The organism is Streptomyces sp. Tue6028, assembly GCF_002300165.1.
In the GTDB taxonomy this organism is placed as follows: domain Bacteria; phylum Actinomycetota; class Actinomycetes; order Streptomycetales; family Streptomycetaceae; genus Streptomyces; species Streptomyces siamensis.
The window spans coordinates 1-12,398 of record NZ_MLCE01000028.1 but is presented as its reverse complement, the minus strand read 5'-3'; the positions used below and the strand labels follow the sequence as shown (position 1 = coordinate 12,398).

The following is a 12,398-nucleotide window of genomic DNA, read 5'->3' as shown; positions in this document are numbered from 1 at the left end:
CGGCCCAATCCGGTGCCCGTCCCCGGTTCCGGGCGCCGGAGCGCGCCCGTCCGTGCCCCGCCCGGGCGACCGTCCCGCGCCGGCCTCAGTGCCCGCCGCGCCCCTGCTCGTACGCCCGCAGCTGCTCGGCACTGATCATGCCGGTGTCGAAGAGGCTGGTCTCGTCGAGGGTGTGTGCCTGCGGGTCCGTGGCGTGGCCCTGCGGTTCGGCGTAGGCCTGCCCGCCGCCGTCGTACGCGGCCTGCTGGCCGTAGGCCTGCTGCGGCGGGTAGGCGGCGTACGGGTCGGCCTGCTGGTAGCCGTAGGCGTCCTGCTGGGCGTACTGCTGCTGGTAGCCGTACGGGTCGGCCGACTGCTGCTGCTGGTAGGCGTAGGCCTCCTGCTGGCCGTAGGACGGCTGGGCGGGGACCTCCGGGGTCTGCGCGGGCTGCTCGGGGGCGGCGTCCGCGAGCTCGGCCAGTCCGGCCAGGTAGTCGGCGTCGCTGGTGTGCCGGCCGGGCGTCCCGTCCTCGTCGAAGGCGCTCAGGTCGCCGAGGTCGTCGGAGGCGATCCGGCCGTGCAGCTTCTGACGGCCGCGGCCGACGGCCTCCAGGGTCTTGGCGAGGACGGCCTCGAAGGCTCCGAGCTTGACGTCGACGTACTCGTCGGCGTTGCGGCGCAGGGTCTCCGGGTCGTGGCTGCGCTCGGGGGCGTCCTCGTCCTCGTACCCCTGCTCGTCGAGGCCGGGGCCGGTGCCGAGGAGCTTCTCGCGGCCGCGGCCGACGGAGCCGAGGGTCTTGGTGAGGACGACCTCGAAGTTGGCGAGCTTGGAGTCGACGTAGTCGTCGGCCTCCACGCGGATCTCCTCGGCCTCCTGGCGGGCCTCGGCCAGGATCCGGTCCGCCTCGTTCTGCGAACGGCGGGCGACCTCCGTGTCGGAGATCAGGGAACCGCGCTCGGCGTGCGCGGACTCGATGATCCGCTCGGCCTCCTGGCGGGCCTGCTCGACCATCTGCTCGCGCCCGCCGATCAGCTCCTGGGCCTGGGCGAGGGAGCCGGGCAGCGCCTGGCGCACCTCTTCGAGCATCGAGAGCAGCTCGGCGCGGTTGACCACGCACGAGGCCGACATGGGCATGGAACGGGCGCCGCCGACCGTCGCGACGATCTCGTCGAGCTTCTTCTGCACGTCCACCGTGTGCTCGCCACTCTCTACAGCTGTGTTGAAGACGGACGGGTCGACTGTACGACCACTCCCGCCCCTCCCGACACCTGGTGACGGACTGTCAGGGTCTCAGCCCTTGCCGAGCCGCTCGGTGAGCGCCTCCAGGACCACCGGCGGCACCAGGTGAGAGATGTCGCCGCCCCAGTTCGCCACCTCCTTGACGAGCGAGGAGGACAGGAAGCTGTAGGTGGGGCTGGTCGGGATGAAGAGCGTCTCGACGCCGGAGAGGCCGTTGTTCATCTGGGCCATCTGGAGTTCGTAGTCGAAGTCGCTGACCGCGCGCAGGCCCTTGACGATGGCGGGGATGTCGCGCTGCTTGCAGAAGTCGACCAGCAGGCCGTGGTAGGCCTCGACCTGGACGTTGCCGTAGTCGGCGGTGACCTCGCGGATCAGCTCGATCCGCTCCTCGACGCTGAACAGGCCCTTCTTCGCCTGATTGATCATCACGACGACGTGCACGACGTCGTAGAGCCTGGAGGCGCGGGCGATGATGTCGAGGTGTCCATTGGTGATGGGGTCGAATGACCCCGGACAGACGGCGCGGCGCAACAGTGGTCCCTCGCTCTCCGGTCCGGTCATCGTGCGTCTTCGCACGTAGAGGCGGCGCGACCGTACCAAAACGTGCCTTCGCCGTAACGACGGGCCCTGATCGCTTCGAAGCCGTCCGGCCAACCGAATTCGCCGCCTCTGGTGCTGCGCTCCACGGTGACGAGGGCTTCGGCCGCGAGCCAGCCCTCCGAGCGGAGTGTGAGCAGGATCTCGCGAAGATCGTCGTCCGTGACGGCATACGGGGGATCCAGGAAGACCAGGTCGTACGGTGACGCGGGCGGCGCCGTACGGATGATCTGTTCCGCTTTGCCCGACCTGACCTCGGCTCCGGGCAGGCCCAGCGACTTCACGTTCTCCCGGATGATCCGGGCTGCCCGGGCGTCGGCCTCGACGAGCAGGGTGTGTCCGGCGCCGCGGCTGAGCGCCTCCAGGCCGACGGCCCCCGAGCCCGCGTAGAGGTCGAGGACGCGCTCTCCGTCGAGGGGGCCGCCGAGCAAGGACTGCCAGGTGGAGAAGAGGCCCTCACGCGCCCGGTCGGAGGTGGGCCGGGTGCCGGTGCCCGGCGGGACGGCCAGTCGGCGTCCTCCGGCCCGGCCGGCGATCACGCGGGTCATGACGGTCCTTTGCGGCGGGGATGTGTCGGGTCCAGTCTGTCAGCCCTTTTCCAGGTACTGCTCGCGCTCCTCGTCGAGCAGTGCGTCCAGCGCGGTGCGCAGGCCCGGCAGCTGCTCCAGGGCCGGGTCGGCGACGACGACCGCGGTGGCCTCCTCTCGGGCCTCGGCGATGATCTCCTCGTCGTCGATGACGGCGAGCATCCGCAGGGACGAGCGGACGCCGGACTGGGCCTGGCCGAGGACGTCGCCCTCGCGCCGCTGCTCCAGGTCGATGCGGGAGAGCTCGAAGCCGTCGAGGGTGGACGCCACCGCGTTCAGCCGCTGGCGCGCCGCACTGGCCTCCGGCATCTCGGTGACCAGCAGGCAGAGTCCGGCCGCCGAGCCGCGGCCGACGCGACCGCGCAGCTGGTGCAGCTGGGACACGCCGAAGCGGTCGGCGTCCATGATCACCATCGCGGTGGCGTTCGGTACGTTCACCCCGACCTCGATGACAGTCGTGGCGACGAGGACGTGCGTCTCGCCCGCGGCGAAGCGGCGCATCACGGCGTCCTTGTCGTCGGGCTGCATCCGCCCGTGCAGGATCTCCACCTTCAGTCCCCGCAGGGGGCCCTGGGCGAGGTGGTCGGCGATGTCGAGGACGGCGAGCGGCGGGCGCTTCTCGGCCTCGTCCTCGGGGGACTTCTTCTTGGTCTTCTTCGCGTCGGCGTCGTCGACGTCGTCGCCGATGCGGGGGCAGACCACGTACGCCTGGTGGCCGTTCTCCACTTCCTCGCGCACGCGCTCCCAGGCGCGTGCGAGGAAGTGCGGCTTGTCGGCGGCCGGGACGACATGGCTGGCGATCGGCGAGCGCCCGGCGGGGAGCTGGTCGAGGACGGAGGTCTCCAGGTCGCCGAAGACGGTCATCGCGACCGTCCGCGGGATCGGGGTGGCGGTCATCACCAGGAGGTGCGGGGGCTGCTTGCCCTTGCCGCGCAGAGCGTCGCGCTGCTCGACGCCGAAGCGGTGCTGCTCGTCCACCACGACCAGGCCCAGGTCGTGGAACTGCACCTTGTCCTCGATCAGCGCGTGCGTGCCGATGACGATGCCGGCCTCCCCGGTGACCAGGTCGAGCAGTGCCTGGCGGCGGGCCGCCGCGCCCATGGAGCCGGTGAGCAGCACGACCTTGGTGGAGTGCTCGGCCCCGCCGAGCATGCCGCCCTCGGCGAGCTCCCCCATCATCTCGGTGACGGACCGGTGGTGCTGCTGGGCGAGCACCTCGGTGGGCGCGAGCATGGCCGCCTGCCCCCCGGCGTCGACGACGGCGAGCATGGCGCGCAGGGCGACCATCGTCTTTCCCGATCCGACCTCTCCCTGGAGCAGCCGGTGCATGGGGTGTTCGGTGGCGAGGTCGTCGAAGATCTCCTTGGAGACCTTCTGCTGGCCCTCGGTGAGCGTGAAGGGCAGCTTGGCGTCGAACGCGGTGAGCATGCCGTCCGCGCGGGCGACGCGGGCGACGGCCGGGAGCTGCGCGTCGGCGTGGCGGCGGCGGGCCAGGGCGACCTGGAGGACGAATGCCTCGTCCCATTTGAGCCGGGCGCGGGCGTCGTGGATGTCCGCCTTGGTGTGCGGGCGGTGGATCTTGAGGAGGGCCTCGGGGAGGGTGACCAGCCCGCGGCCGTCGCGCAGGGAGTCCGGGAGGGGGTCGACCGCCTCCTGGGCGCTGGGCAGCACCGTCTGCACGGACTTGGCGATCTTCCAGGACTCCAGCTTGGCCGTGGCCGGGTAGATCGGGATGAGGGCGCCGGCCCAGGAGTCGACGCTCTCGGCGGCCTCGTCGCCGTCGCCGCGCAGCAGCTCGTACGCCGGATGGGTCAGCTGGAGGCGGTGGTTGAAGACGGAGACCTTGCCGGAGAACATCGCACGCGTGCCCGGCAGGAGGTCCTTGTGGGGCTTGTGCACGCCGTTGCCGAAGAAGACCAGCTGGAGGCGGCCGCTGCCGTCCGTGATGGTGACTTCGAGACGCTGGCCCTTGCCGCGCGGCGCCCGGGACGAGGCGAAGGTGTGCAGGCGCGCGTCGGCGACCTGGGCGACCACCGTCACATGCTCGTCCATGGGCAGGTCGGCGAGGTGGGTGAGCTGACCGCGCTCCTCGTACCTGCGGGGATAGTGGTGCAGGAGGTCGCCGACGGTGTGCAGGCCGAGGTGCTCGGCCATCACCTTCGCGGTGGCGGGACCGAGCACCTTCTTCAGTGGTTCTTCGAGCACGGGCACGAGATCCATTGCACACCACCACACTGACAATGCCGTATACGTCCTGGAAATCCGCTGGTCAGGCCGGTCGTTCCGGGCCTAGGATGACGCGTTCCGGCCCTCTTCGCGGTCACCGTCCGCCGGGACCGCCCGACCCCGCGCCGTCGCCCGTCCCCCCACCGACCGGCGCAGCGACGATGGACTCCCAGACCTCACAGTCATCCCAGGCACCTCAGTCACCTCATACGTTCCAGGTCGACCTGCGCGGTCTGGTGGACCTGCTCTCCCATCACCTCTACTCCAGTCCCAAGGTCTATCTGCGCGAGCTGCTGCAGAACGCGGTGGACGCGATCACCGCGCGGCGGGCCGAGCAGCCGGACGCCCCGGCCACCGTGCGCCTGCATGCCGAGGGCGGCGCGCTGCGGGTGGAGGACTCCGGTGTGGGGCTCACCGAGGCCGACGTGCACAGCCTCCTCGCGACCATCGGCCGCAGCTCCAAGCGGGACGACGGCCTGGAGTCGGCACGCTCGGACTTCCTGGGCCAGTTCGGCATCGGCCTGCTCGCCTGCTTCGTGGTCGCCGAGCGCATCCGCGTCGTCAGCCGCAGCGCGCGCACCCCCGACGCGGCGCCCGTGGAGTGGACGGCGGCCGACGACGGTTCGTACACCGTGCGGACGCTGCCCGCCGAGGCACGCCCCGAACCGGGCACCACCGTGCACCTGGTGGCCCGCGCCGGGGCCGGCGAGTGGCTCACCGAGGAGCGGGTGCGGTCGCTGGCACGGGACTTCGGCTCGCTGCTGCCGTACGACCTGCGCGTGGGCGACGAGGCGGTCACCGACCTGCCGGCGCCGTGGGACCGCGCGTACCCGAGCCCCGCCACCCGGCGGGTGGCCCTCGCCCGGCACTGCCACGACCTGTTCGGGTTCACTCCGCTGGACGCGATCGACCTGAAGGTGCCGCTGGCCGGCATCCGCGGTGTCGCGTACGTCCTGCCGACCGCCGTCAGTCCCGCCCAGCGGGCGAGCCATCGGGTGCATCTCAAGGGCATGCTGCTCACCGAGCGGGCCGAACAACTGCTGCCCGACTGGGCGTTCTTCGTGCGCTGTGTGCTGGACACGGACAGTCTGCGGCCCACCGCCTCACGCGAGTCGCTGTACGAGGACGAGACCCTCGCCGCGGTGCGCGAGGCGCTCGGTGAGCGCATCCGGTCCTGGCTGACCGGCCTGGCTGCCGGGGACCCGGAGCGGCTGTCGGCGTTCCTGTCGGTGCACCACCTGGGGGTGAAGTCCCTCGCGCGGCACGACGCGGACATGCTGCGCACGATGCTGCCGTGGCTGCCCTTCGAGACGACCGACGGCCGGCTGTCCCTGGAGGAGTTCGCGCAGCGGCACCCCGTCGTGCACTTCACGCGCACCGTCGAGGAGTACCGGCAGGTCGCGCCGATCGCGTCCGCGCAGGGCGTCGGCGTCGTCAACGGCGGCTACACGTACGACAGCGAGCTGGTCGAGGCGCTGCCCTCGGTGCGCCCGGGCACGGTCGTCTCGGAGCTGGACGCCGACACGGTGACCGCGCACCTGGACGCGGTCGACCCGGGCGAGGAGCTGGCCCTGTCGGCCTTCCTGGCGGCGGCGCGGGCGAAGCTCGACCCGATGGGCTGCGACGTCGTCCTGCGCGCCTTCCACCCGCTCTCGGTCCCGGCCCTGCACCTGGACGACCGGGCCGCCCGGCACGAGCAGGCCCGCGCGGAGGCCGAGGAGCAGGCCGACGACCTGTGGGCCGGCATTCTCGGCTCGCTGCGCGGCAGCGCGCCCCGCGCGCGGCTGGTGCTCAACCACCTCAACCCGCTCGTCCGGCGGATCGGTTCCCTGGCCGACCCTGAGCTGATCGGCACCGCCACCGAGTCGCTGTACGGCCAGGCACTGCTGATGGCCCAGCGCCCGCTGCGGCCCTCCGACTCCGCGCTCCTGAACCGCTCGTTCATCGGCCTCCTCGAATGGGCCACCCATACCGACCCGGGGAGGGACGACCGCGGATGAGCGGGGCCATGGACTTCGACACCCTGCGCCAGGAGATGGCGGACAACCACGAGCAGCCCGAGGGGCCCGCACGCAACGCGCGCGCGGAGCAACTGCTCGTCGAGGCCGAGAAGCTGAACATCCCGCTCGCGGTCGTCGAGGCGCTCGGACACCAGCTGAAGGTCTACAACTACAGCTCCGAGAAGGACAAGATGTTCGTCCCCTTCGCGCGCCTGCTGCGCATGTGGGACGAGCGCCCGGAGGACTTCGACGAGTACGAGATCCACTCGCTGCACTGGGTGTTCAAGTGGATGTCGGCCGGAATGCTGGACCAGCCGCACATCCCGCTCGCCTCGATCGAGAAGTGGCTCGGCGAGATGGAGCGCCGCTACCGGCTGGCCGGCCACTCCGAACGGTCCGTGCGGGGCGCGGAGTTCAGCGTCGCCGCGCATCTCGGGGACCTGGAGCGGGCGGACCGGGCGTACGCCGCATGGCTGGCCGCCGACCGGGACAGCATGGCGGACTGCCACGCGTGCGAGCTGCACAGCCAGGGATGGTGGCGCGCGGAGCGCGACGCCGACACGGAGGCGCTCGACCTGTGGGCTCCGGTCCTGGAGGGCGCGTACACGTGCGCCCACGAGCCGCACACCGTCCTCGCGTCGTCGCTGCTCCCCCTGCTGCGCCTGGGCCGCCTGCAGGAGGCCCGCGCCCATCACCTCCGGGGCTTCCGGCTGGTGCGCGCCATGGAGAGCATGCGCGGGGCGTACGCGGACCACGTCGAGTTCTGCGCGCTGTCGGGGAACGAGGCCCGCGCCCTGGAGCTCCTCGCCGAGCGGCCCGCGTACTTCACGGACTCCGGGGACCCGCGCAGCAAGCTGGACTTCATGGCGGTCGTGGCCCTCCTGATGGACCGCCTGGCCTCCCTCGGCCTCGGCGGGCAGACGGTGCCCGGCCCCGCCGGACGGGCGTGGACCGCGGCGGAACTGGCCGTCCACGCGCGCGAGGAGACCCTCGCGCTGGCCGCGCGCTTCGACTCCCGCAACGGCACCTCCTACGTGAGCGAGCGGGCCCGGGCACGCATGGACCGGGCGCCGCTGGTGGACCGGCTGCCGCTGGGCGTGCGCTCCGCCCGCCCCGCGTCCGCCGGTCGCGCCGAGCCGGCGCCGGAGCACCGGCCGCGGGCGGCGGGTGCCGGCGCCGCACCGGACCTGCCCGCGCTGCTCGCGGAGGCCCGGCGGCTGTCCGGGCTGCGCAGCCCGGACGCGGTGGAGGCGTGGGCGGCTGTCTCACGCGCCGCCGAGGGCAACGAGCTGACGGTCCGCGACCGCGCGGAGATCGCCGACCACGAGGCGATGGACCGCGGTCCCGAGGGCGTCGGCCTGTTCCGCCGCGCGGCGGAGCTGTACGAGGAGGCGGGCGACCCCGGTGAGGCGCTCGCGGCCCGTGCCCGCGCCGCGTACGTCCACGCCCTGTCCGTCGGCACCGCGGAGGCGCTGGCGGAGACGGCGGAGCTGTACGAGGAGGTGCTCGCCCTCCACGCCCGGGGCGGTACGGGAGTGCCTCAGACGGCGTCCGTGCTGATCGGGCGGGCGCGGACGTGGATGCACCTGGTCGACGAGCTGGAGAGCGCGGGCGAGGCCGCCGGCCCGGACGCCGCGGCCGCCACCCGGACGGCCGGGGCGGCCGCGCGGGAGTTGCTCGCGCTGGTCGGGCCGCACGTCGGCGAGGACGTGGCGCTCGCCTCGCGGGCCGCGGAGGCGAGGGCGATGCTCGGCGAGCTCGCGGCGCGCGCCGACGACGCCGAGACCGCCGTGGAGCACCTCTCGGCCGCCGTGGACGGGTTCGTCTCGGCCGGGCTGCCGTGGTTCGCCGTGGAGTACGACTCCCGGCTCGCCGGCATCGCGATGCAGCTGGGCGACGCCGGCGCCGCGGAGCGGGCGGCCCGCGCGGCGCTGGAGCACGCAGGTGCGTACCTGGAACCCATGGGCCACGCCCAGCTGCATCTCCAGCTCGCCGAGATCCTGGGCGCCCGCGGGCAGTCGGGTCCCGCCGCGGAACAGGCGCTGGAAGCCGCGCACTGGGCCGACGAGGCGGGTGAGGCCGGCACGCTCGGCGCCTGGGCCCGCCACCAGCTCGGCGGACTGCTGCTCCGCCAGGGGCGGTGGGCCGAGGCGGCCGAGGTGCTGGAGTCGGCGCTGCCCGACCTGACCGCCGAGATGCACGGGGACGGCGCGATCGTCCAGACGCGGTGGTGGCTCGGCGACTGTCTCACCGAACTCGGCGAACACCGTGAGGCCGCCGGGCACTGGCTGCGGGCCGCGGACATCGCCCGGCACTGGCCCGAACAGCACGACCACGCGATGCTCGCGCATCTGGCCGCCGAGGCCCTGGGGCACGCCGGTCTGGCCGACCGGGCCGAGCAGGCGTACGCCCGTGCCGGCGACCTGTGGCGCGCGCTCGGCAACGTCCCCGGGCTGGTCAGGTCGCTGCGGGCGCGCGCGTGGACCGCGCCGCGCACGGAGGCCGGCCTCGACGCCGCGCGGGAGCTGATGGAGACGGCCGTGCGGGCGTGCGAGTCGGCTCTCCGGGCGGAGTCCGCCTCGCCGTCCGGCTCCGCCTCCGGGGGTCCGGAGGGCGAGGAGACGCGGGAGCGTCTGGTCGCCGAACTCGGGCACACCCACCGTCAGTTCGGTGATCTCGTGGCCCGTTCCGTGTCCGGGGACGAGGAAGAGGCCTCCGCCGGGGCGGCGTTGGAGGAGGCCCTCGCCCATGTCACGCGGGCGATCGCCGTGTTCACCTCGCTGGGCGACGCCGGCGTCGGAGCCCGGACCGGGGCCGAACTCGCCGCCGGCCGGCTGGAGGCCGACCTCGGCCGCCCCGCCGCGGCTGCCGCACGCGCGCGTGCGGTGCTCTCCGCCTGCGCGGGGCTGGACGGGGAGACTGCCGGGTCCCGGCGGACCGAGGCGGAACGAATGCTGGGGCTGGTCGAAGGACTCCCGGGGGACTGAGTCGGTGCGGCAGGGGTCCCGGGGGCGCCTCCATCCGCGGACCGGCGGGTTCGCCCTCTCCGCGGACCGGCGGGTTCTCCAGCCCTCCGCGGACCGGCGGGTTCGCCCTCTCCGCGGACCGGAGGGTTCGCCCTCTCCGCGGACCGGAGCGTTCGCCGCCCTCCGCGGACCGGAGGATTCGCAGCTTCCGCGGGCCGGTGGTTCGCCCCCTCCGCCCCTGCCCTTCCCTGCACTGGGGGCTGCGCCCCCAGACCCCCGCCTCGGCCTGGACGGCCTCGTCCTCAAGCGCCGGACGGGCTGAGGTCGTCCGGCGCTCGAGGACGTGGACGTGAGCGGGGGCGGGGCCGCTACTCCACCCCGATCAGCAGCAACGCGCCCTGCCGGCCGCCCCGGTACACGACCGTGTCGACCGCCAGGTACGACTCCCTGACCCGGGCCTCCAGATGGGGCACCACGGACTCGGGGGCCTCGTCGCCGAGGACGAGTGTGACCATCTCGCCGCCGGCGGCGAGCATGCGGTCGAGGACCGACTCGGCGGTGGCCGTGACGTCGGAGCCGATCACGGCGACGTCGCCGTCGATGAGGCCGAGGACGTCCCCGGCCTGGCAGATGCCGGCCATGGTCCAGGACTGCCGTTCGGCGACGACGACTTCGGCGTGGCGGGTGGCACCGGCCGCCGAGGTCATGGCGACGACGTCCTCGTCGAACCGGCGGTCCGGCTCGTGCACGGCGAGCGCGGCGATGCCCTGCACCGCGGACCGCGTCGGGATGAGCGCGACCCGCACGCCCTCCGTGCGGGCCTGCTCCGCGGCGGCCGCCGCGGTGTGCCGCAGCTCGGCGTCGTTCGGCAGCAGCACCACCTCACGCGCGTGGGCCCGCCGTACGGCCTCGACGAGCTCCCCGCTGGCGGGCGGCTCCCCGGGCCGGGCGAGCACGGCGGTCGCCCCGGCCTCCGTGTACAGCCGGGCCAGTCCCTCGCCGGGCACGACGGCCACCACCGCGCGCTGGGCCCGCTCCCGCGGCGGACGCCCGGCCGCGCCCGCGGTGTGGACGTCGCCGAGCCCGAAGTGCGTGATCCGGATCCGGTACGGGCGTCCGGCCTCGACCCCCGCCTCCACGGCGGCGCCCGCGTCGTCGACGTGCACATGGACGTTCCACAGCCCGTCCCCGCCGACCACGACGAGGGAGTCCCCGAGACCGTCGAGGCGCCGCCGGAGCCGCTCCACGGCCGCGTCCTCCGCCTCCAGGAGGTAGATCACCTCGAAGGCGGGCCCGCCGTCCTCCGGTCCGTCGTCCGTGCACGCGTCGGCGGGCGGGGAAGCCTGGACCGTGGTCGTCCCCTCACGCGCGCGGGCGGGCGCGGGCACCGCGAGCAGGCCGGGCGACTCCCCCGTGAACGTCTCCACCAGGGCCGCGAGAACGGCCACCAGCCCACGCCCGCCCGCGTCGACGACTCCGGCGCGCCGCAGGACGGCCAGCTGCCCGGGCGTCGCGGCGAGTGCGACGCGTGCCCCTTCGTGGGCCGCGCGCGCGACCGCCGCGCAGTCGCCCTCGGCTCCGTCCGCCGCGTCGGCCGCCGCGGCGGCGACCGTGAGAACGGTGCCCTCGACGGGGTGGGCGACGGCCAGGCGGGCGGAGTCCGCGGCGTGCCGCAGAGCGAGCCGCAGCCCCGGCCCGTCGGTGTGGGTGGTGTCACCGTCGGCCGCGAGGACCTGTGCCATGCCCCGCAGCAGCTGCGCGAGGATCGTCCCGGAGTTGCCGCGTGCCCCGATGAGCGCGCCGTGGGCCATCGCCCGCACGGCGTCGGCGAGGCTGGGACCGTCGGCCGCCCGCACCGCCCCCGGACCTCCGCGCGCGTCGGTATCGGTGCCGGTGTCGGCCGGGGCACCGGTGCCGTGGAGGTCCCGGGCGTCCGCGACCGCCATCGTCTCGTGGCCCGCGAAGACCGCCTCGACGGCCGCTGCCGCCGACTCCACGGTCAGATACAGGTTGGTCCCCGTGTCCCCGTCGGCCACCGGGTAGACGTTGATCGCGTCGATCTCCTCGCGGGCCCGTCCCAGCGCTTCGAGCGCGAGCCCGCACCAGGTGCGCACCGCGAGAGCATCGAGTGTCTGCGGCACCTGCGGCACCTGCGCCTCCTTGAGCTGCTGGACGTGGGACGCAGCGTAGACCCAGAACGGGTTACTGTCGGTAGGGACCCCTGATGAGGGCGCGGACCAGGTACGGGCCGGTCATGGTAGTTTCGTTCTCCGGACGCAGTCGTTGTATGCTGCTCCAGTTGCCCGATCCGATCGGGCCTTCCCCCTGGCACCGCCACTCAGATCCTAGATCCTGATCCCGGCATGCCGGGATCAACCGTAAGTGCATCTGAAGTCTTTGGAGTGACCCGTGGCTGCCAACTGCGACGTCTGCGGCAAGGGGCCGGGCTTCGGCAACAACATCTCGCACTCGCACCGCCGTACGCCCCGTCGCTGGAACCCCAACATCCAGCGCGTCCGTACCGTGGTCGGCGGGACGCCGAAGCGCGTGAACGCTTGCACCTCGTGCATCAAGGCCGGCAAGGTTTCGCGCTGACAACCGCTAGCGCGCGGCCACTGCTGGTTCGCTTGCACTGAGCCGGTCCACCTCTCCGGGTGGGCCGGCTTTTTGCTGTGCCCGCACCGCGGCCGACACGGCACCGCGCACGCTTCCGCGGCACCGGGCACGCTTCCGCGGCGGACACGGGCCGAGACAGTGACACAGGTGACATGGCGAACACCGCCGACACCACCGACACGTACGA

8 protein-coding genes are annotated in these 12,398 nt (G+C 73.5%); 3 read left to right on the top strand and 5 right to left on the bottom strand.

Features of this window, described 5'->3' with window-relative positions:
* Positions 1-85: 85 nt before the first annotated feature.
* The 4 genes from BKI49_RS27095 to recG form a co-directional block, all read right to left on the bottom strand.
* On the bottom strand, positions 86-1,171 hold the full coding sequence (locus BKI49_RS27095; protein ID WP_095936893.1) for a cell division initiation protein: 1,086 nt from the start codon (positions 1,169-1,171) through the stop codon (positions 86-88).
* A gap of 99 nt (positions 1,172-1,270) precedes the next feature.
* Positions 1,271-1,750 (bottom strand): pantetheine-phosphate adenylyltransferase, encoded by a 480-nt coding sequence (gene coaD, locus BKI49_RS27090; RefSeq protein ID WP_306453579.1) that lies wholly within the window; start codon positions 1,748-1,750, stop codon positions 1,271-1,273.
* Between the two features lie 26 nt (positions 1,751-1,776).
* The gene (rsmD, locus tag BKI49_RS27085; protein WP_095936891.1) at positions 1,777-2,364 is read right to left on the bottom strand and encodes a 16S rRNA (guanine(966)-N(2))-methyltransferase RsmD; all 588 of its coding nucleotides are present in this window, start codon (positions 2,362-2,364) and stop codon (positions 1,777-1,779) included.
* A gap of 39 nt (positions 2,365-2,403) precedes the next feature.
* Entirely contained in the window at positions 2,404-4,623 is a 2,220-nt protein-coding gene (gene recG, locus BKI49_RS27080; RefSeq protein WP_095936890.1) for an ATP-dependent DNA helicase RecG, read from the bottom strand.
* 167 nt (positions 4,624-4,790) lie between these two features.
* Here recG and BKI49_RS27075 point away from each other — a divergent pair, with 167 nt between their 5' ends.
* The gene (locus tag BKI49_RS27075) at positions 4,791-6,629 is read left to right on the top strand and encodes an HSP90 family protein (RefSeq protein ID WP_095936889.1); all 1,839 of its coding nucleotides are present in this window, start codon (positions 4,791-4,793) and stop codon (positions 6,627-6,629) included.
* Positions 6,626-9,616, top strand: a complete 2,991-nt coding sequence (locus BKI49_RS27070; protein WP_095936888.1) for a hypothetical protein — start codon at positions 6,626-6,628, stop codon at positions 9,614-9,616. The genes BKI49_RS27075 and BKI49_RS27070 overlap by 4 nt, the downstream gene beginning before the upstream one ends.
* A gap of 347 nt (positions 9,617-9,963) precedes the next feature.
* Here the strand turns inward: BKI49_RS27070 and BKI49_RS27065 are convergent, their stop codons facing one another.
* Complete coding sequence (locus BKI49_RS27065; protein ID WP_095936887.1) at positions 9,964-11,745, bottom strand: DAK2 domain-containing protein; 1,782 nt, start codon at positions 11,743-11,745, stop codon at positions 9,964-9,966.
* Between the two features lie 259 nt (positions 11,746-12,004).
* On the opposite strand from BKI49_RS27065, the gene rpmB reads away from it, so the two are divergent.
* Positions 12,005-12,190 carry a 50S ribosomal protein L28 gene (gene rpmB / locus BKI49_RS27060; protein WP_004924906.1) on the top strand — a complete coding sequence of 62 codons (186 nt, stop codon included), beginning with the start codon at positions 12,005-12,007 and terminating at the stop codon, positions 12,188-12,190.
* Positions 12,191-12,398 lie beyond the last annotated feature (208 nt).

Coding starts and splice junctions, on each gene's coding strand:
- BKI49_RS27070 (WP_095936888.1), top strand. CDS start 6,626: ATGAGCGGGGCCATGGACTTCGACACCCTGCGCCAGGAGATGGCGGAC.
- recG (WP_095936890.1), bottom strand. CDS start 4,623: ATGGATCTCGTGCCCGTGCTCGAAGAACCACTGAAGAAGGTGCTCGGT.
- rsmD (WP_095936891.1), bottom strand. CDS start 2,364: ATGACCCGCGTGATCGCCGGCCGGGCCGGAGGACGCCGACTGGCCGTC.
- BKI49_RS27075 (WP_095936889.1), top strand. CDS start 4,791: ATGGACTCCCAGACCTCACAGTCATCCCAGGCACCTCAGTCACCTCAT.